Source organism: Aliibacillus thermotolerans, from assembly GCF_027853235.1.
In the GTDB taxonomy this organism is placed as follows: domain Bacteria; phylum Bacillota; class Bacilli; order Bacillales; family Marinococcaceae; genus Aliibacillus; species Aliibacillus thermotolerans.
The window spans coordinates 58,658-79,590 of sequence record NZ_WKJG01000061.1; the positions used below are offsets into that span (position 1 = coordinate 58,658).

The 20,933-nt window shown below is 37.1% G+C and carries 17 protein-coding genes; 2 read left to right on the plus strand and 15 right to left on the minus strand.

Annotated features, from left to right (window positions below):
- The 10 genes from GJS40_RS10260 to rlmD all read right to left on the minus strand — a co-directional run bounded on the left by GJS40_RS10260 (position 1) and on the right by rlmD (position 11,211).
- Positions 1–1,131: a DUF2800 domain-containing protein gene (locus tag GJS40_RS10260; protein ID WP_270897774.1), complete on the minus strand. Its 1,131-nt coding sequence runs from the start codon at positions 1,129–1,131 to the stop codon at positions 1–3.
- Positions 1,128–1,445, minus strand: a complete 318-nt coding sequence (locus tag GJS40_RS10265) for a hypothetical protein (RefSeq protein WP_008357763.1) — start codon at positions 1,443–1,445, stop codon at positions 1,128–1,130. The genes GJS40_RS10260 and GJS40_RS10265 overlap by 4 nt, the downstream gene beginning before the upstream one ends.
- A gap of 1 nt (position 1,446) precedes the next feature.
- Positions 1,447–1,650, minus strand: a complete 204-nt coding sequence (locus tag GJS40_RS10270) for a hypothetical protein (RefSeq protein WP_008357760.1) — start codon at positions 1,648–1,650, stop codon at positions 1,447–1,449.
- Positions 1,651–1,753: 103 nt separating this feature from the next.
- The gene (locus GJS40_RS10275) at positions 1,754–2,257 is read right to left on the minus strand and encodes a sigma-70 family RNA polymerase sigma factor (RefSeq protein ID WP_205178056.1); all 504 of its coding nucleotides are present in this window, start codon (positions 2,255–2,257) and stop codon (positions 1,754–1,756) included.
- Between the two features lie 368 nt (positions 2,258–2,625).
- The gene (locus tag GJS40_RS10280; protein ID WP_213088937.1) at positions 2,626–4,509 is read right to left on the minus strand and encodes a helix-turn-helix domain-containing protein; all 1,884 of its coding nucleotides are present in this window, start codon (positions 4,507–4,509) and stop codon (positions 2,626–2,628) included.
- A 16-nt stretch (positions 4,510–4,525) separates the two neighbouring features.
- Complete coding sequence (locus GJS40_RS10285; protein WP_205178058.1) at positions 4,526–5,320, minus strand: abortive infection family protein; 795 nt, start codon at positions 5,318–5,320, stop codon at positions 4,526–4,528.
- A gap of 98 nt (positions 5,321–5,418) precedes the next feature.
- Positions 5,419–6,675 carry a 5-methylcytosine restriction system specificity protein McrC gene (locus tag GJS40_RS10290; RefSeq protein ID WP_205178060.1) on the minus strand — a complete coding sequence of 419 codons (1,257 nt, stop codon included), beginning with the start codon at positions 6,673–6,675 and terminating at the stop codon, positions 5,419–5,421.
- 8 nt (positions 6,676–6,683) lie between these two features.
- Complete coding sequence (locus tag GJS40_RS10295; RefSeq protein WP_205178062.1) at positions 6,684–8,315, minus strand: McrB family protein; 1,632 nt, start codon at positions 8,313–8,315, stop codon at positions 6,684–6,686.
- A gap of 24 nt (positions 8,316–8,339) precedes the next feature.
- A complete protein-coding gene (dcm, locus tag GJS40_RS10300; RefSeq protein ID WP_205178064.1) occupies positions 8,340–9,578 on the minus strand; it encodes a DNA (cytosine-5-)-methyltransferase in 1,239 nt (412 codons plus the stop codon).
- 238 nt (positions 9,579–9,816) lie between these two features.
- The gene (gene rlmD / locus GJS40_RS10305) at positions 9,817–11,211 is read right to left on the minus strand and encodes a 23S rRNA (uracil(1939)-C(5))-methyltransferase RlmD (RefSeq protein WP_270897775.1); all 1,395 of its coding nucleotides are present in this window, start codon (positions 11,209–11,211) and stop codon (positions 9,817–9,819) included.
- Positions 11,212–11,418: 207 nt separating this feature from the next.
- On the opposite strand from rlmD, the gene exaC reads away from it, so the two are divergent.
- Positions 11,419–12,939 carry an acetaldehyde dehydrogenase ExaC gene (gene exaC / locus GJS40_RS10310; RefSeq protein ID WP_270897776.1) on the plus strand — a complete coding sequence of 507 codons (1,521 nt, stop codon included), beginning with the start codon at positions 11,419–11,421 and terminating at the stop codon, positions 12,937–12,939.
- Between the two features lie 93 nt (positions 12,940–13,032).
- The gene (locus GJS40_RS10315; RefSeq protein ID WP_270897777.1) at positions 13,033–13,401 is read left to right on the plus strand and encodes a DUF779 domain-containing protein; all 369 of its coding nucleotides are present in this window, start codon (positions 13,033–13,035) and stop codon (positions 13,399–13,401) included.
- 1,955 nt (positions 13,402–15,356) lie between these two features.
- Here GJS40_RS10315 and GJS40_RS10320 read toward each other — a convergent pair.
- From GJS40_RS10320 to GJS40_RS10340, 5 genes are all read right to left on the minus strand, one after another.
- Complete coding sequence (locus GJS40_RS10320; RefSeq protein ID WP_270897778.1) at positions 15,357–16,241, minus strand: diacylglycerol kinase; 885 nt, start codon at positions 16,239–16,241, stop codon at positions 15,357–15,359.
- A 114-nt stretch (positions 16,242–16,355) separates the two neighbouring features.
- The gene (gene gatB, locus GJS40_RS10325) at positions 16,356–17,789 is read right to left on the minus strand and encodes an Asp-tRNA(Asn)/Glu-tRNA(Gln) amidotransferase subunit GatB (RefSeq protein WP_270897779.1); all 1,434 of its coding nucleotides are present in this window, start codon (positions 17,787–17,789) and stop codon (positions 16,356–16,358) included.
- A 13-nt stretch (positions 17,790–17,802) separates the two neighbouring features.
- Entirely contained in the window at positions 17,803–19,254 is a 1,452-nt protein-coding gene (gatA, locus tag GJS40_RS10330; protein WP_270897780.1) for an Asp-tRNA(Asn)/Glu-tRNA(Gln) amidotransferase subunit GatA, read from the minus strand.
- A 17-nt stretch (positions 19,255–19,271) separates the two neighbouring features.
- A complete protein-coding gene (gene gatC / locus GJS40_RS10335; protein ID WP_270897781.1) occupies positions 19,272–19,562 on the minus strand; it encodes an Asp-tRNA(Asn)/Glu-tRNA(Gln) amidotransferase subunit GatC in 291 nt (96 codons plus the stop codon).
- 152 nt (positions 19,563–19,714) lie between these two features.
- A complete protein-coding gene (locus GJS40_RS10340; protein ID WP_270897782.1) occupies positions 19,715–20,914 on the minus strand; it encodes a CamS family sex pheromone protein in 1,200 nt (399 codons plus the stop codon).
- Between the last annotated feature and the right edge of the window lie 19 nt (positions 20,915–20,933).

A 20,933-nucleotide genomic window follows, 5' to 3' on the forward strand; every position in this document is an offset into this window, starting at 1 on the left:
TTATTTCTCCTCCATAAATTCATTTTTTGCTGTTGAAATATTTATTTCTGGACGCTTATCCGATACCGGAACAAGTGTCGGCTTTCCGCTTGGCTTAATAATAAAATCACCAAGCACTTCATTAAATTTCTTTTTACCCATCAGCTTTTCCATGTTGGTTATCGTTAACAAGCTTTTCTTGTAAATATCTTCATAGCCTGCCTTCTTTGCGGCTTCAGCTACCGCTTCTTCATCTGCATATTTACGATTAGACCTACCTTCTACAACTTTAAAACCTGCCCACTGTTTTCCTTGTTGAACAGCGGCATTCGTTGCATAAGCAAATATTTCATTTGCCCATTTAGTAAGGTCATTTACATGAAGTAAAATTTCAGCAATTTCAACATCTGTTAATAAGGGTGGCTTTTTAAACTCAAATTTTGCTACCTTCAAATTTTCTTCCGCCCTTGCCCTGCACTCCACAGATGCCCTACAAAACCTACACCAATCACCAGGCTTATATTCGCCATCACCTTTGAACGCTAATTCTGCTTTTGGTTTAAGTGTATTTTCCGCCCAATCTATAAGATTCGTTTTGGGTATTTCAAAGGTTGAGATGTTTTCACGTCTCGGTTGATAAATGGTCATTTTTACTGCACTGATATCATAAATCGCATCAAATAGATTAAGTGCCCCAAGTGCATAAAGCATCATTTGCGGATTATTTTCCGCCTCAACTAAAACACCTTGTCCATATTTAAAATCAATAACATGAGCTACATCGTCTGCAACAATCACACAGTCCCCTGTTCCAAACCCTTCTGGTACATAATTTGAAAAGTCCAATCGCTGTTCAATCAGAAGAAGTGGATCTTTCGTTATTTGTTTTACTGCCGCTAGTTCTTCCAAGATAAACTGGACATACTCATCGGTATAACGTTCCATCTCTTCAGAATCATAAATGGATGTTGGTTTCTTCGTTGGAATCTTTAACGCTTCTCTAAGCTTATGTTCCCCCAGTTCATGAGCGGCTGTTCCTTCCTTAGCCGCTTCACCACTAGAATCATCAAACTCTAATTCAAGACGTGCCGATGGAGTACAATTCATCCATCGATGTGCTCCTGACGCAGATAAAATGGCATGTTTCGTCATTTCAATTCCTCCGCATCTTTCATCAATGCTTCATAGTCTTTTTCTTCAATTTCGCTTAACTTAGTTGCACCATATTTTTCAAGTAACTTTTTAATATCAGATGTAAAACCCGCTTGGCTCTTTTGTGCAAGTAGTGTACGAACTTCTTCAAGTGATATTTTTTGCTTTTCCGGCTTCGCTTTTTTAACTGGTGCTTTTTCTTCCGTTCGTGGTGATTCTTCATTACTCGCCAACACTCCAGCAATCGTCTGAAGTGAGCCAGCTAAATTTTGCAAATCAGTGACTACATCAAGAAGTAATTTTGTTCTGCTCATATTAAGCCTCACCGCCTTTCCGAGTTTCTTTTATTTCCACTGTTTCTACTGAGTCACCAGGTGTGATAACAAGCAGATTTACTTTTTTACCAAACAATAAATCTAGCATTCGGCTACGTACAGTTTTACGTTTACCTTCAACTACTCTTGTTTTCTCACCATTTTCATCTTTAACATTGATGATTACCTTGTGTTTTAGACTCATCTGGAAACACTCCTTTCTAAGGGTTTTATTTCGTCCCTTACTAGTAAGCGAAAAATCATGCCCTTTCGAACCCCTTTTTTAAAATAAAATTTAAAAGGCTCAATTAAGAGCCCTTTCTTATCAGTTTTTCTAATCTTCTGTATATTTTATTTAAACGATTTCTGATAGCCGCTTCGGTCACACCCTCTTCGGCAGCAATCTCAACATTTGTTTTTTGGTCGTAAAACTTCTTTTGTATCGTTCTAAATTGTTTATCTGTTAACTGATCCATTGCTTTATGCAATTGTTCGATTAACTTTTGTTTCTCTTCATAGTTCTCCATTTCCAAAATTTCATTAAACGGATCTGCATCCCAATCTGCTAAATGTTTGTTATGTTCAGCTTTTGAATCTCCGTTTTCATCTACATAAGATTCTAAATTACAAGCAATTCGGTAATCATAGCGGCGACCTTCGTCCACTTCCTGATCATCTTCAGAATGTAAATATTCAATATCAACCTCTGTTACACCATTTTCTCCTGGTACGATGGTTGCTATCTTTTTACCTCCTGAATAGTAAATATAAGATTCTCTGTTCTTTTGGCTTGTTTTGTACTTTTTTGTCATTGTTTGGCATCCTCTCCGCCAATTTGCGGAGGGCAAAGGATGCAAACAATGAAGAGCTTGTCCTTTAGTAACCTGACCTTTACTTAAAAAAGTGCGCAACAAGGTAAGGGTACTAATATTGAGACACTACAATCCTGGTATGGATTGCGTACTTCAATATGTATCCTTTGCCCTTATTGCAAATCAGGCATTTGATATTTTTTTAATCTATCTAAAGTGTATAATGAAATTCTGCATTGCGGTCGGACATGGTTATGCCCGTTTTGAGCATAAAAAATAGGCTAATACTACTTCATTTATAAAAATGAAGTAGTATTAGCCCGCATAAAATCAACAAAACAAAAACGGACATGAGCATGTCCGCTTTTTCATAAAGTTACATCATATTTTTTTAAAAAATCTCTTGTTTCATCTACTGATTTCCCTTGAAAATACATTAAAACATATCGATACCATTGATGACTAGTTACTCTTGTTGATAATCGATGTGCGGATTGATCTATAATGTGAAAACTAATTTCAGGTGGTAAGTATAAAGCTATACATATCGCCACTAAAGTTTCCAAGCTACCATTAGATTCACCATTGAAAATCCTTCGTACTTGACGATCATCCATAGGGATTTTTGCTGCTATTTCTTTATAGGTTAACCCGCGCCAATCTTTAACTTTAGCTAAGCAATCACAAAAATCATTACTCATCTTTCCGTACATTTCCATATTCTCCATGATAACTTTTTCCAAAAATAATTCTTGTTTTTCTGGTGTTGAATTTTCGTAGCCTTGATGAAAACTAATATCAAATTCAAATGGGGAGTTCTCATCTCGATTCAGCACACATTCACTATGATAATTTGCACCTATTCTGTCACTCGAGCGTACTGTAATTGTAAAAACCAAACAACATTCATTCATGTTGTGCCTTGCATAATTTGTTAATGTTAAATTACCAAATAAATCTTTTTCAACATATTTAGGAGTGTTTAATACAAAATGCGAATCTATATAAACATAGCGACCGCTAGATGTAAGCTTTGCAAAATCAGCATCAGTGAATGATAATATTCCCGCATCGACTGCTCCAATTGAAAAAGTTTGATTTCTTTCTAATGTTCCTTTTTTAAAACTATGTGTAGGTATATACCTACCATCGATGAAGTTAAATGCACCAATAGCTTCCTCATAACCCACATCAATCATTCTGATTTTCGCAGCCAATCGAGAAACACCAAAAAACTCAGCTAATTTATCGATAGTCTCTTCTATTATAACTAACAAATCATTGGTGCCTTTTTCTTTCATTAAATCCTGAATTATAGAATATGCTTCTTGTTTAAACATATTCAGTGGCATCAATATCTTAGGAGCTAAGCTATTAGCCTGCCATTCCATCCAATCAATATATTCCTTTTTATTACCTTTAACTCCACCTGATACCTTACAATTAATTTTTGTTATATCTTCATCAAACAAATTTTTAAGCATAAATGCTTTTTTATGTAAATGCCAGTGAACACATTCATGAACAATAGTATTATTATATGAACCTAAGTTTCTAAGAAAAAAACAATTAGGGTCTACAAAAATGCTACCTTTTTCAACCTTTTTCTCTATTGTTTTATCATGCGTTTCATCGTAAAATGTACTTACAGTATCCTTAAAATAAATTTGCCCAAAGATACTATTATCTTTTGAAATTCTAGTCATATGAACAGTTAAACCCATCTGTCTTGCTAATAATTCTGGATCTATTTTGATTGGAGTAATTAAAGCTTCTGGATAATGTTCTTTTAAAAAATTAGTTGCCACATTATCTAAATCTTCCTTGTAAATAATGGGTACAAAATATTCAGATAATCCATTTTTGATTTTTTTTCGATTTTTTCTCTGGTTATATATATCGATGTGTTTAATTACAAAATTTTTAAAATGGGTATCCAAATTAATAGTACATTCATAGTGAAACCATTGATAACATATTTCTTGTTCATCAACTAACCGTTTATTTATATCACTAACCTCAATGTGAGCTTCTAATAAAATATCGAAATCGATTTTTGTTCCAGGTAAATCTTCTATGTAAATTTGTTTTATTTCTATATCTGATAAGTTTACTTCATCAATTTCTTCAACAACATTTAGGCGTAGTTCTAAATTTTCTACTTGGTCTGTTATGAAGTCCTGAAGGGCTTCAAACAACTCATTATAATATTTCTCTTTCACATAATTAGTAAATGAATGTTCTAGCCCCATACGCAAGACTCCCTTTCTATTTATATTTACCAATATGCATTTTATACGTGTCCCAGGTAAAGTGTACGATAGTTAATGATGCGTTCATTGCTAATTTAGCGTATCGCACAGGTAATTCTGTATAATTCTTTCCTTTACCATGCCCATCACCTTTATCATTTCTAAGAGAATTTAAACCATCAACTACCTGAATGAAACTACTTAGTATTTTCTTAACATCATTATTATTTTTAGCTGAGACATTTTCTTTCGGATCTAGATTTAATTTTAAAAACACTTGTTTTCTTAATTGTACTACAGTGGATGATGGAGAATATTCCTCGTCAAATTCATCTAAAATGTGTTTGAAACAGGACTCTAATAGTTCTTTAGATTTCCCTATCACATCCGAAGGTGATTCTTCAACTAATGACATCATTATGCTGAGTTGACTAGCTATATAGACATCATTAAACTTTTCTTTGACATCAGTAACCAATGTACTGCTAAATGTTTGATTAGTTGAAAACTTTGACATAAGCGCTTTCAATTTCGGATAAAGATTTCTCTTTTCAACCGTAAGTAAATCTTCAATGTTTTGATATTCTATATATTCAATTAAATCAGTAACTAATTTTATAATTTCACCATCGTCAGCTTGATTTATAAACTCAACAAAGGATTTTCCTTTTGATAACTTATATTGCGTTTGGAGTGGTATTCCAACAGAATTCAGCGTAAAATCATCAAATTCTGAATTACTAAAATTCAAAACATACCCACCATCATTAAAAAAAGTACTAATGAAATTTTTATCATTAAAGCTAAGCAAACCCTTACACACCTCGCAGTCTTACTACATGTTTTAAGGATAACATCGACTCTTTATGCATCAAACGATATGCATAAAGAGTCATAACACTATAATTACTAATCAATCTTTATATCTAGTAATGTCTTTTCAACTGTATCCACAAATAGATTAATAGATTTCAGGAAATCTTTTCCTGATTTATCAGCAATATTTATAAAACAAGCCGTTATTACATAAGGATTAAATATATCTGAATTTAAAGTGAGCGTCTCCGGTCTTTTGTTTAAAAAAGAAGGATACAGTAGAATTACTTTTTTACTATTTAATAATCTTGCATATGTAACAATTTGATAAATATCGCTATTATTAAAGACATTATAAGCTTTATTTTTAACATCTAAAACTCCATAAGCAGAAGGTAAATAGTCATAACTTTCATCTTCTACAAGATAACGATAAACGATATCCGGTTGATATTCTCTACTATCATAACAATTATCACTTTTTAGAATATCTGCAAATTTCTTGGAATTTTCCCATGTGAAAAACTCCCTTTTATCTGGAGTTTCTTTTAATATTTTAATAACAAAATCCTCAAATAACCTATCGAAATTTATAATAAAACTTTCTGTTCCAATTGTGTTTCCCACATCTTCATAATCTAATTGATCTATTATCATTGATGCGTAAATCAATGTATTTCGATACCTTGAAGTATTGGAATTAAAATTTATATTCTTTAATAATTCGCTACCATTTTTAACATTTGGAGATACATTTTCAAAATACATTAAAAGTTTTGTAGCAGTTGAAGTATATTTCTTTACATTTTTTAGTTTCATTAAAGCAGTAGCAATAAGTCTATTAATATCATTATTTAATGAGAGTCTTGATACCTTTGTGTCGACATATTTCTTTTTGTTTAAAAGATAATTCTTGTAGGTGCTGGGATAATGGACATTACCTTTAATAGTTCCAAGCTTTTCATTCGATATTCGATAGGACTGTATAATACCCAACTGAATATTTTTTTGAAGGTTTTCCAAAAAAAGCTCCGCAACATCTACCTCATTTTGGGCTTCTGAGATATCTAATACAGACGAACTATCAGAAGTCCTATACCCATAAACATATAAGTACATTCGAAAAATATGCTCGAATCCTATTTCATTATACTTTGGTTCCAAATTTATTTTGCGAACAGGTGTTACAAGATACCCAACATAGGATTGGCTTATAGTTAAAATAGAGTTGTTCTTTTCTTCTCTCGCCCATCTTATATTGTTCTTATGTACAAATTGTTCAAAATAACTAAATTCTTCATCCAATACATTTATAATTGTTTGTCCAGCAGTCTCAATTTTATTAAACATTCACTCACCTACACTTGAAACTCTGCTTGAAAAGCTATTTTAAATTCATCTATATCTTGAATACCATCTGCAAGGTTTTCACCAACTATAGTATTTATTGCATTAATATCATTAAAACTATATTCCACCAAAGTTGGTAATAGCACAAAATTAAATTGATTTTTAAACTCTTCAAAGTTCCAAATAAAGTCATCACCTGTTTTGTTTGGAATGAAATAAGATTGCCCTAAAATCAATTCGGAATCACCTAACGTTTCTAAAATTCTTTGATTTATAATTTTTAATATGTTACCTAGGTCAAAATCTTCAAGAATGACCTTTTCTGATAAAAAGTCGTAATTTGGTAATAAATTTATAAAAGCAAAACGCCTTCTGATTGCTAAATCTAAAAATGCTATGTTTCTATCACTAGTATTCATCGTTCCTACAATATATAAATTATCGGGAATGTTTAATTCTTTAATTCCTTTAATTGGACGTGAAAGTTTTACCGAATATCCTCTATCTAAAGTAAGGATTGTCTCACCAAATATTTCTGCAATATTACCTCGATTTAATTCATCGATTACAAATAGGTATTTATTATTTTTATCCTGCTTTGCTTTTTCTACAAAGTCTAAAAACAAGCCTTTTTGAGTTGAAACAATCGTTGCATTTTGGTCATTTACCGTCAACGTCTCAGATCCTATAAAATCTTCATAAGAATAGTTAGCGTGAAATTGAACCATTTCTGTTTCTGCAAACTCTCCACTATTTTTTAATAGATTGGTGTATCTAGATTTCCCAACTCCAGGAACCCCCGTCAATACAATTTGCTTTTTATAAAGTAGCGTATCTAGTATTTCCTTATCTGAGGGATTATCACCACTTAAAGCTAAATATTGTGTCGTTTCTTCTTTGGTCAATAGATTTTGTTGGTACTCCTCTGAAGTACTGATTGATTCAACCTCAGGTTGTTTTTTAGTATCAAACTCAAACTTATCTCTTATTTCCGAACCTTTGATAATAGTTTTAGAAGGTGCAATTCTATTAAAAGATATATCATCATCAAAAAGCCATAAAAAATCCTTTTTATTTATTTTAAATAACTTTTTAATCACTTTTTCTAATACACGTGTAAATTCTTTTTCATTCGGTTCATGTTCAAATTCAAATCTTGTAAAACGAAGCACCCATGCAGTAAAATGCGATAATGATATCCTATTCCCTTTAAGATAATATTCTTCTAATATTTCTTGATAGTTATGTTTTAATGTTAAATTTGAATTATTATCCTCATAGATAGGGATATTGAAATTTTTCTTTTCTATTGTGTCCTTAATTCTACCAATAATTCTAGTAAATTCTGTAGCTGGTTGATATAACTCAAGTTTTCTAAAACCGTTCGGGAACATCAACACTTTACTTTTAGGTTTCTCAGTTGAATCAAATAATCCACCTAACATCCACAATGACTTTAAGTAATCAGTTTTTTGCTCTTCAGAAAGACTTCCACTTTTGTATGTTACCGGAAACGAGTGGGAAATCCCAATTCTTTTAGACAATAGAAAAAGAAACAATGAAGAGTCAGGATCCACTTGAAGATTTTCAAAATAATCTATTGAGTTTAAAACATTTTCTTTTGAAATATAATAATTCAATTTATCTCACTCCATATAATAAATTTAATATCCCGCTTCAATTAGCTGCTGTACTATAGATTTACCAATAATCTCTCCTAATTTGGGTGGAACAGCATTTCCTATAATTGTATATTTAGCTGATACTGAATCTCCGACAAAAATGTAATTATCGGGAAATGATTGAATTCTAGCAATCTCCCTGACAGAATATCTTCTATCCTCCAAAGGATGTAAAATCCCACTATTTTCAGGGGTACTAGCAGCTGTGATTGTTCCATTAATCTCATTTCTAGCAAACCTTCTATAGAAATTAGGAGAACGATATTTTTTCATATTATCCCTAATCTTTTTTAATCTCTCAGGTAAATGTTCGTATGGGATGTCTTTCCATGAACCTCCCTCAGGAATGAATGGGACTAGTTTCTTGCTCTGAGGAGACAACTCCCACACCTCATTTTGATTAGGTAATCCTTCAACACCTTTTAATACATATCCTACAGTTAACTTTTCAGGATCATAATCAATTGGTTCTGGAAATTCATAATCAATGTTTATATCGCTTCTAATGCCGATAATTATAACTCGAAATCTATTTTGTGGCACTCCATAGTTGCTAGCTTTTAAAAGTTTATATTTAACTTTATAACCAGGCTCTGTGTTTTCTAATAGAGTAACAATAGAATCCATTAATTTGGAGCCATCTTTATTTTTCATAGATAATAAGCCACGAACATTTTCCATGATAACAACTTTTGGCTTTTTGGCATTTATAACCTTTAATACTTCCAAATATAAATTTCCTCTGTCATCTTTTGTACCTAATCTGTTACCTGCACTTGAAAATGGTTGACAGGGAAAACCAGCTACAACTACATCAGCATTCGGCATATCGTTAGCATTAATTTTTGTGATATCTTCTTCAGTTATCTCTCCGATATTAGCACGATAATTTTCAATTGCTGGTTTTAGAATATCATTAGCAAACACTATGTTAAATCCAGAATTAATTAAACCTAGATCTAACCCTCCTGCTCCACTAAATAATGAAATAGTATCTAGTGACATTGATAAATCTTTTTTTTCATTTACATACTCAACAATATCTTCTAATCTACAATCTAATGTTTTACAAATACGACCTAATATTTCCATACTTACATTTTGATTTTTACTTAGACGTGATAGTGTTTGATTAGTTATTTTTGCTCTATCTCTCAATTGAGTTTTATTAATATTTTTCTCTAATATTAACTTCCATAATGGTTTATAAGAAAATGCCAATTCACTCACTCTTTCTAGAATAAAATTCTCTATTAATAGAATATCACATTTGGATATCAATTCAAAATGAAAACATCTGTTCTGTCAACTCCCCCCACCCAAAAGTCATCCTATCAACTCAACCCTACCTTTACTGAAAACTACTCTTCCTTTTCAGCAAAATAAAAATAAGATTCCCCAGCTTGGACATTCTCCAAAACCACTGGAAAACCTTATTCTATCAACACTTCAACTCTTCTTATTCATCCACCCTAGACATCAATGCTACCAACTCCACATGCTTCGTTCTTGGAAACATATCGACTGGCTGAATTTCTTTTACTTCATATCCACCTTCCGATAATATTTTTAAGTCCCGAGCGAGAGTAGATGGATTGCAAGAAACGTAGACGATTCGTTTTGGGGCAATGTCGATCATCGTTTCAAGCAGTGTCTCGGCACAACCTTTTCTTGGCGGGTCCACGACGATAACGTCTGGTTGAATGCCAAGCACATGATACCACCACGGAATAATTTTTTCCGCTTCTCCAACGACAAAATCGACGACATCTTCTAAATGATTTAGTTTTGCGTTTCGTTTTGCATCGGCAATTGCTTCAGGAACGATTTCCACTCCGTACACGTGTTTTGCTTTCTGTGCTAAAAAGAGGGAGATGGTGCCGATTCCACAATAGGCGTCAATGACTATTTCTTTTCCAGTGAGAGCAGCGTATTCAAGCGCTTTTTCATATAAAACTTTCGTTTGTGTTGGATTCACTTGGTAAAATGACCGGGCTGAAATCGCAAAGGTAATGTTTCCGATGGTGTCGTAAATATATTCTTCTCCCCAAAGAACTCGTGTTTCTTCACCAAAAATAACGTTCGTTTTTTTCGGATTGATATTTTGAATGATGGACGTAATGTTGGGGATTTGTTTGCGAATGTTTTCAATCAGTTTTTTCCTATGGGGTAGTTCTTTTCCTTTCGTAATAAGGACGATCATCAATTCATCTTTCTTTTTCCCGAATCGTACGACGATATGACGTAAAACTCCGCGGTGATTCTTTTCGTCATATGCGGGAATACCGTATTTGTCTGCAATATTTTTTACAATTTGAACAGCGTCATCATTTCCTTTTTCTTGAATGAGGCATGATTCCATATCAATGATGCGATGCGTACGCTGTTGATAAAACCCTGCTTTTAAGCGCCCATCTTCTTTAGTTCCGACTGGCACTTGCGCTTTGTTTCGGTACCGCCACGGGTCTTCCATTCCAATCACTGGGTGAATGGGAACGTCATCCAGTCCACCGATTTTTTTTATCGCATCTGCGACAAGTTGATGTTTAAATTGCAACTCTTTCTCATACGTCATATGTTGTAACTGACAACCACCACATTGTTTATAGATAGGACAAAGCGGTTCGATTCGTTCAGGGCTTTCTTCTTTTATTTCCATTAACCGACCAAAACCATAATTTTTCTTCGTTTTCACCACTTTTACTTTGCCCGTTTCCCCTGGAATTCCATACGGGACGAATAAAGGATACCCATTGATTTTCGCCACACCTGCCCCGTCATGAGTGAAATCTTCAAAGGTAACTTCCACCATGTCGTTTTTCTGCACAGGTGCGTATTTATTACGTTTTTTCATCTGTATGATCCTTTCTCTGTACGTACTTTGCTACATGCATTTTAACACCTTTCCTAACAGAAGAAAAAATCTATCATGGAAATATTTGATATTTTCTTGTCAAATGATAGAATAGTATATGTAAGCGATTACAATTGGCATGTTTTTATTTTTGCATCATAGAATGACATCGTTGCAATCTTCTAATAAAAGAAAGGGGATAGACGAATGCGCTACAATGCACCAAACACTTCTGGAAGTCTCGTTCAATTTCAAGATCGCTACGATAACTTTATTGGTGGTGAATACCGCCCGCCGATGAATGGTGAGTATTTTGATAATGTCACACCGGTTACTGGAGAGGTTTTCTGCCAAGTGGCACGGTCCACAAAAGAAGACGTTGATCTTGCCGTAGAAGCTTCTCAAAACGCAAAAGACGCTTGGGGAAAAACGTCACCTGCAGAACGAGCACTTATTTTAAACCGAATTGCAGATCGCATGGAAGAAAATAAAGAAAAGTTAGCTGTAGCCGAAACATGGGACAATGGAAAAGCGATTCGTGAGCCGCTAAATGCTGATATTCCCTTAGCAATTGATCATTTCCGTTATTTCGCAGGAGTGATTCGTGCGGAAGAAGGTACGATTAGCCAAATTGATGATGATACGGTTGCCTACCATTTCCAAGAACCTCTTGGCGTCGTTGGACAAATTATTCCCTGGAACTTTCCACTTTTAATGGCGACGTGGAAAATTGCTCCGGCTCTCGCTGCGGGAAACTGTATTGTCATTAAACCAGCGGAACAAACACCAGCGTCCATTTTCGTTTGGTTAGAACTTGTGAAAGACCTTCTCCCACCAGGAGTGTTAAACATTGTGAATGGATTTGGTGTAGAAGCAGGAAAACCCCTTGCCTCTCATCCTGATATTGCCAAAGTGGCTTTTACTGGTGAGACAACGACTGGACGTCTCATTATGCAATACGCTTCGGAAAATATTATTCCAGTAACATTAGAGCTTGGTGGTAAATCCCCGAATATCTTTTTTGAAGATGTGATGGAAAAAGATGATGCATTTTTAAATAAAGCAGTGGAAGGCTTTGTCATGTTTGCTTTAAATCAAGGAGAAGTATGTACTTGTCCTTCCCGAGCCCTCGTTCATGAATCCATTTATGATGATTTTATTGAACGGGCTTTAGAACGCGCCAAAAATATTAAAACAGGAGATCCACTCGACACCGAAACGATGATGGGAGCACAAGCATCCCAAGAACAAATGGAAAAAATTATGTCGTATTTAGACATCGGAAAACAAGAAGGCGCAGAAGTATTACTTGGCGGAGAACGTAATCAATTAGATGGAGAGCTTGCAAACGGCTACTACGTCAAGCCGACAATTTTTAAAGGAAATAACAGCATGCGCATTTTCCAAGAAGAAATCTTCGGTCCAGTCCTTGCACTTACTACTTTCTCCACCGAAGAAGAAGCACTGTCCATTGCTAACGATACGTTGTATGGCCTCGGTGCCGGGGTATGGACGAGAAACATTAACCGTGCGTATCGCTTCGGTCGTAATATCCAAGCGGGACGCGTCTGGACAAACTGTTACCACGACTATCCTGCTCATGCGGCCTTCGGTGGTTATAAAAAATCAGGCATTGGACGAGAAAATCATAAAATGATGCTTTCCCACTATCAACAAACGAAAAACTTACTCGTAAGCTATAGCGAAGATGCACTCGGGTTTTTCTAAACAATAATAGATGATGCCACGGATCATTTTCCGTGGCATTGTTACCCTTTATAAATAGAGTATTCTAGTCTAAATGGAAAGGAGGGTTAAACGATGGCAGTGGAAAAAGTAGTTGCAACAGATAGTGCGATTGAACTCATCGAAAAGTTAAAAAAGCGTCACGGGCCACTGATGTTTCACCAATCTGGAGGATGTTGTGACGGAAGTTCTCCGATGTGTTTTCCAGAAGGCGAATTCCGTGTGGGCGATAGCGATGTCTATCTTGGAGAAATTGGTGGCGCCCCTTTCTACATGGCCAAAGACCAATATGAATATTGGAAGCATACGCAGTTAATCATTGACGTAGTAGATGGTCGTGGCGGCATGTTTTCCCTAGAAGGGCCAGAAGGAAAAAGATTTCTTACTCGCTCTCGGGTATATTCGGAAGAAGAAAGAAAAGAACTTCAAAAAGAAGGGCTTTAAGATGGAGAAAATAGGGAGAAATCCCTATTTTCTTTTTTAACGCGAAATACAATGGAGGTTTTTCATAAGTTACAACAAATGTCACATTCCTTTACGTTTTTCACGCATATCCATTGACTTTTGTGGTAAAATGAAAGAAAAAGTGACGTTCAGAATGAAGAAAGGAGCACAGAATGATGCATTGGTTTATTATCTTCACGATTGTTCTTGCCATTGCTACTGGCTTATGGTCTCTTTACAACATGAACAGAGGTTACTAATGAGTGTACATAGGATAAAGGCGAAGCACGTCGTAAAAGAGGGTGATCACTTCTTTTGTGACGTGCTTTTTTATGTTAGACACTGGAATAATGAACGTCTTCAAGAAACACCTTGAAGCGTTATCAGGAATTTTTAACTCATCATAGTGTGCCATAAACGCTTTATGGCATGTTTCCAAAGAAACGATGCATTTGAAGGAATGTCATAAACCGCGTATGGCAAGTTTCCAAAAGATAAACGAGCTCAAAAGAGTGCCATAAACCATTCATGAGAAGGGTTCATAAAAGAAATGAATCTTGAAAAGTGTCATAGATCATTCATGGGATAAATTCATAGAGGAAATGGACCTGAAAGTTCTTTCTGTCTTATTGAGAGGAATGTAATTTGGGAACTTGCTATTCAAAGTGCCGTACGACTGATTCGATTTCGAATTTGACAAAAGTGTTGCAGAACCGTTTTGGGAACATTTACGTGAAGGAGTAAATGGAAAAGTTGGGTGATTGATGCTTAAGGTTTCGGTTCATACGAACAATCTTTACTCGGAAAGGAGAAATAGACGTCGTATGACCCTTTCATGGAACCTCTTCTCTCAAATAAATTCTTTTAATGTGTCGTATGAAAGTAAAAATGGAAATAATTAGGTGGTACAAAGGCGAAATATCGCTTCATACGACCCATTATTAAAAAAAAGAAAATTGAATCGTCGCATGAGCGTTTCATAGGACGGTTTATTTACATCAACATCCTGAAAAGTGTTGTATAGCGAGTAAAAGTTGAAATAAATAGGGGAAAAATGCTCATTTTCCGTTTCATACGACTTGTTACTCTCAAGAAAAGAAAAATAAGTTGCATGACCGCTTCATACAACCACTTTTTCCTTGTAATACGTCAATAGTGGTCGTATGGACCTTTTACTTGTAACGGACATCCCCTTCCACCGCCCCCGCGCCTCGCCTAGTCGGTTGCCTCCGCTTTTCTTGTTGTCTAGCATCAGCAACCAGGCGCTTGTGCGCTTCAGGCCGAGGCAGAAGTCCAAGTTCGGACTTCTGTCCCCGTCTTTCCACCGCCTACGCGCCTAATCGTTCGCCTCGCTTTTCTTTGTCTAGCTGCGGCTCCTAGGTGCTCGGATTCTTCAGGTCAGATAAAGAAAGCAAAAAACGCTTTCTTTCCTGCCCTTCCAGAATCTATCGCACCTGTTCAGTCGCCTCCGCTTTTCTTTGTCCTAGCTGCGGCTCCTAGGTGCTCGGATTCTTCAGGTCAGATAAAGAAAGCAAAAAACGCTTTCTTTCCTGCCCTTCCAGAATCTATCGCACCTGTTCAGTCGCCTCCGCTTTTCTTTGTCTAGCTGCGGCTCCTAGGTGCTCGGATTCTTCAGGTCAGATAAAGAAAGCAAAAAACGCTTTCTTTCCTGCCCTTCCAGAATCTATCGTACCTGTTCAGTCGCCTCGCTTTTCTTTGTCTAGCTCCGGCTCCTAGGTGCTCGGATTCTTCAGGTCAGATAAAGAAAGCAAAAAACGCTTTCTTTCCTGCCCTTCCAGAATCTATCGCACCTGTTCAGTCGCCTCGCTTTTCTTTGTCTAGCTCCGGCTCCTACTCGCTCGAGCACTTCAGGCCATCTCGGAAGCCGTTAACCGGCTTCTGTCGATGTCCCTCCAGTGCTTTTCACTCGTAAGCAGTCGCCTCCGCTTTTCTTGTTACGGGCAGATCATTTGGAGGTGGTGGTGGAGGTTGACGAATTCGGCAGGGAGTTGGCCACCGTATTCTCCGTCTAAGTTGAGTTGCATTTCTCCTTCAACGTCAATTTTTACACGGTTTGCTTGGGTGTAGATGACTTTATCACTTTGGAGATGGTCTCCATTTAAAGCGAGAGTTCCTATTCGAACTAGTTCTGGTAAACTCGTTTTTTTAACGAGAATCATGTCGAACATGCCGTCGTTGAATTTGGCATCTGGCATGAGTTTTTCAAAGCCACCGACTGAGTTCGTGTTGGATAATAAAAACATCATGATTTCGCCTTCAAAAAGCTTCCCATCATATTCCACACGAACTTGGCGTGGATGAAAGGAGCGGAGCATTTCGAAACCTTTTACGTAATAAGCGAGTTGTCCCATCATTGTTTTTAGCTTACTCGGTGTGTCGTACGTTAATTCTGTTAATTTTCCTCCAGCGGCGATATTGAGAAAGTATTTGTCGCCTACTTTTCCGATATCAATAGGGGTTGTTTGTCCTTTCGTTAATATGTCACATACTTTTTCCATGCTGTCCCAGCGTATACCGAGAGCGCGGGCGACATCGTTGGTGGTGCCTGTAGGAATAATACCAAGGGTCGGTCTTTTATCGAGCACAGCAAGCCCGTTTACCACTTCAAAAATTGTCCCATCTCCACCAGCGGCAATCACGAGATCAAACCCTGCTTCTCCTGCTCTTTTTGCTTCATCAATCGCATCTCCTTCTTTTTTCGTTCGATAAGCAGATGTTTCATATCCGACGTTTTCTAACCGATCTAAAATATATGGTAAGTTCTTTTGTATTTGTTGTCTTCCTGCGGTTGGATTATAAATTACTCTAGCCTTTTTCATTTTTACTCCTCATCTCTTCTTTTCTATATATCGTACATGATATGTAGCGGTTGAGCGAGAAAAAATGTTTCTCTAAAAAAACTGCCCCATCCGGTAAAGGGCAGTTTTTTATGATTAGCGGGTTTCGATGCCTTCTTTAATTAATTTATTGACAAGTTGAGGGTTTGCTTTCCCTTTTGTTTCTTTCATTACTTGTCCAACGAGGAATCCGAGAGCTTTGTCTTTTCCGTTCTTATAGTCTTCAATAGATTGCGTGTTGTTTTCCAACACATTGTCGACAATTTTCTTTAGTTCGCCTTCGTCAGAAATTTGAACGAGACCTTTTTCTTTGACGATTTGCTCTGGATCTCCACCTTTTTCAATGAGTTCTGCAAAGACTTTTTTCGCAATTTTACTGGAGATCGTTCCTTTTTCAATCAATTGAATAAGCTTACGAAGAGCTGTTGGCGTAAGAGCGATATCTTTCATTTCTAGTAAATGAGCATTTAAGTAAGCATTTACTTCCCCCATTAACCAGTTAGACGTTTGTTTCGGGTCAGCGCCTTCGTCTACTGCTGCTTGGAAAAAGTCGGACATATCTTTAGATTGTGTAATCACCCCGGCATCATATGCAGGTAAATCATATTCCTCTATATAACGTCTTTTTCTTTCATCGGGGAGTTCTGGTATCTCACTTTTCACTTGCTCTATCCATGCTTCATCGATAACGACGGTACCGAGATCCGGGTCTGGGAAGTAACGATAATCTTCTTCTCCTTCTTTTACACGCATGAGGATTGTTTCTTTTTTCGCATCATCCCAGCGACGGGTTTCTTGTAAAATCTCTCGTCCTGCTAGTAATTCTTTTTCTTGACGTTTCTCCTCGTATTCAAGTCCTTTTTGAACGTTCGCAAAAGAGTTCAAGTTCTTCAGTTCCGTTTTCGTTCCAAATTCTTTTTGACCCGCTGGTTTTAACGAAAGGTTTGCGTCACAACGTAGAGATCCCTGTTCCATTTTACAGTCAGATACTTCTGTATACTGAAGGATTGCTTTTAATTTTTCCAAATAAGCATATGCTTCTGCTGGTGACTCGATATCAGGCTCAGAAACGATTTCAATAAGTGGTGTTCCGGCACGGTTAAAGTCAACAAGAGAATATTCTCCGTATTCGTCGTGGATAAGTTTCCCTGCATCCTCTTCCATATGAATGCGGGTAATCCCGATTTTCTTTTTCTTTCCTTCTACCTCAATTTCAATCCAGCCATTTTGTCCGATTGGCTTGTCTAATTGCGTGATTTGATAAGCCTTTGGATTGTCTGGGTAGAAGTAGTTTTTCCGGTCAAAAGTCATCTCTTCAGCAATTTCACAATTTAATGCGAGACATGCTTTCATTGCATAGTCAATCGCTTCTTTATTTAAAATTGGAAGTCTTCCTGGATAAGCTAAACAGCTTGGGCACGTATTTGTGTTAGGAGGTGCGCCAAACTCTGTAGAACATTGACAAAAAAGTTTTGTATCTGTTTTTAACTCGACGTGAACTTCAAGTCCAATTACTGTATCAAATTTCAACGTGTTTCCCCCCTTACAGTTCCGGCGTTCTCTTATGATAGTCCGTTTCTTGTTCAAAAGCGTGGGCCGTGCGATAAATCGTGTCTTCCGCAAATGGTTTTGCGATAATTTGTAATCCAATTGGTAAGCCGTTCGAAAACCCGCACGGTACGGACATCGACGGTACTCCTGCTAAGCTAACCGGGATGGTCAAAATGTCATTCGCATACATGGTCATCGGATCGTCCACTTTTTCGCCCACCTTAAATGCAGTCGTTGGTGTGGTCGGGCCGATAATGACATCATAGCTTTCCCATAAATCATCGAAATCCTTTTTAATTAACGTGCGAACTTGTTGGGCTTTTTTGTAATACATATCGTAATAACCAGTACTTAAAGCAAAGGTTCCAAATAAAATCCGACGTTTTACTTCATCGCCAAAACCTTCGCTGCGAGTCTTATCATACAAATCTTGTAGATTGGTCGCATTCGCTCGATAACCATAGCGTACGCCATCAAAACGGGCAAGACTCGCGGAAGCTTCCCCTGAAGCAAGAACGTAGTAAGCGGACACTGCATATTCAGCATGGGGAAGAGAAACTTCTTCAATCGAGGCCCCGAGCTTTTCAAACAATTGCAATGCTTCTTTCACGCTAGCTTTTACGTCATCAGCGACACCTTCTCCGAGAAATTCTTTCGGAACAGCAATGCGTAGTCCTTTCACATCTCCAGTTAAGGCAGAAAGATAGTCAGGTACTGGTTCAGCTGCTGTCATTGGATCCCGTTGACATTGTCCGGCAATTTCCCCAAGAACGAGGGCATTATCTTCTACTGTACGAGTAATCGGTCCAATTTGATCTAACGAAGAGGCAAATGCAATCAGACCGTCACGAGACACACGACCATACGTCGGTTTCATACCGACAACTCCACAATAAGCGGCCGGTTGACGGATAGAACCTCCTGTGTCTGTTCCGAGAGCAAAAGAAACTTCCCCCGCTGCGACTGCTGCAGCTGAACCTCCGCTGGACCCACCAGGAACGTAATCGGTGTTCCAAGGGTTGTAGGTTGGATGAAAATAAGAAGTCTCGTTGGAAGAGCCCATCGCAAATTCATCCATATTTAATTTTCCCATCATGACAGCTTCGGCTTTTGCTAACTTGTGCACTACCGCAGCACTGTAGGTTGGCACAAAGTTTTCAAGCATGCGACTTCCACTTGTTGTCTTCATTCCTTCTGTCATCAAGTTATCTTTTAAACCGACAGGCAGACCAAACAACAAACCTCTTGTTTCATTTTTGTCCAGCGCTTCGTCTAATTTTTTAGCGTGTTCCCGTGCTTCTTCATTTACTGTCACAAAAGCCTTTATTTTATCATCTACTTCTTGAATACGTGCAAAAGAAGCTTCAACTATATCGGATACTTTTAACTCTTTATTGTGAAGTTTTTTATGTATCGATGAAAAGCTTTCTTCCAAAATAGACATGAACAATTCTCCCTCCTCTACTCTAAAACAGACGGTACTTTAAATTGACCATCTTGATGTTCCGGTGCATTTTTTAACGCTTTGTCGAGATCCGGTGATGGACGTCTCTTATCCTCACGCAAAACATTTTGTACATGTAATACGTGGGATGTTGGTTTTACGCCTTCTGTGTCTACTTCATTCAATTTTTTTGCAAGGTCAATCAATTCATTCAATTCTTTTTGGTATTTTTCCGTTTCTTCTTCTGTCATCGCTAAGCGAGCGAGATGAGCAACGTGCTGTACTTCTTCCTTTGTTAAATGTTCCATTTTCGGTCACCCCCGCATGTTTCGTTCATTTAACAATAATAAGATTCTACCAAATTCACTATTTTCAAGCAACGTCCAACCTTGTGTCATGCGGTGTCTAACAAATACATTTCTTAAAATAACAGGGCATTTCGCTTCTTCTTTTTTAAACTTTAGTACACGTACACGAAAGGATCTCTTCCTGGTTCTTTTAAAATTAACGCTTCCTGTCCTTTCGCCGATGAGACTTCTACTTCAATTTTTACTTCTTCGGGAAATCGTTGTTGTACACGGTCTGCTACATGTTGTGTTAGTGCGATCACTTCCGTCTTGCTGTAAAAAGTTATTGGAATACTAATTTTCATTTTTTGTAAACGGTCATTTTGGTAGTATCCTTCTCCGACGACTCCGACAAAATTTTCGAAAAAGCGATTAATATCATTTTTAAATTGATTAAATATTTCACTATCTTCCCGCTGTGCTTCATTTGCCTCCGCAGAAGGGAATAAATAATACCGTTCGTTGATCGTTGTCCAATCGCCAATTTCTTTCCCTGGAGGAGCGGTTGCGGTAGCAAGAAAATGTCCCGGAATAAGTGATTCCCTTGGCATTTCGCGGTAAATCGCGAATATAATCGGAACGTTTTCTAATGCGCCATTTTCTCTCTCTTGACTGCGCAACCGTTCTAAAACAATGGATGCAATCCGCTGTCCCTCTTCTAAACTTGTTTCAATCGGAACGTTTTCTTCTAATGTTGGACCGTAACGACCATCTTCAAACCGTTCTCGGAAATAATAAACACTATTCATCGATAACCCGATGACAATTCCTCCGATTTGCAATTGGCCATTGTCATTTTCAATCATATAATTATGTTCTAAAATACTTGACAAAACTCTCGGATTGGAACGCTCACGTTGTTCAAAACTGTCTCCTTCTCCCAGTGGAGGATTTAATCCAAGTGGATTCCCTTCGTCATCGCTGGTTGGCTCACGGTAACGGAGTAACCATTGATTGAGCTCTCCGCGTTGAATAAATTGTCCTTCCCGAAAAAAGTAATCCTCTTGATTAAATTGTTGAGATGCGATTTCCTGAAGACCGACTTCTAGTCTTTCCAAGTCTACCCTGTTGTAGACAATATCCGTATGGTAACCTCTCGTCTCCCCATGTACATATTCTCCATCTTGTAGCACACTGCGATAATAATGGTCGAGGCTTGGAATTTCAGGACTTACTTCCATTTCCACTTCTTCATCTGTCTCCTCTTCCTCCATGCCAACTCCTTCTTCTTCATCATCGTTGCTTATGCCCGGAAGACACCCTGACAAAACAAGAAGCATAGACAGTGCGATGAATGCTACTTTTTTGCTCATAATCTTTCACCTATTCCCC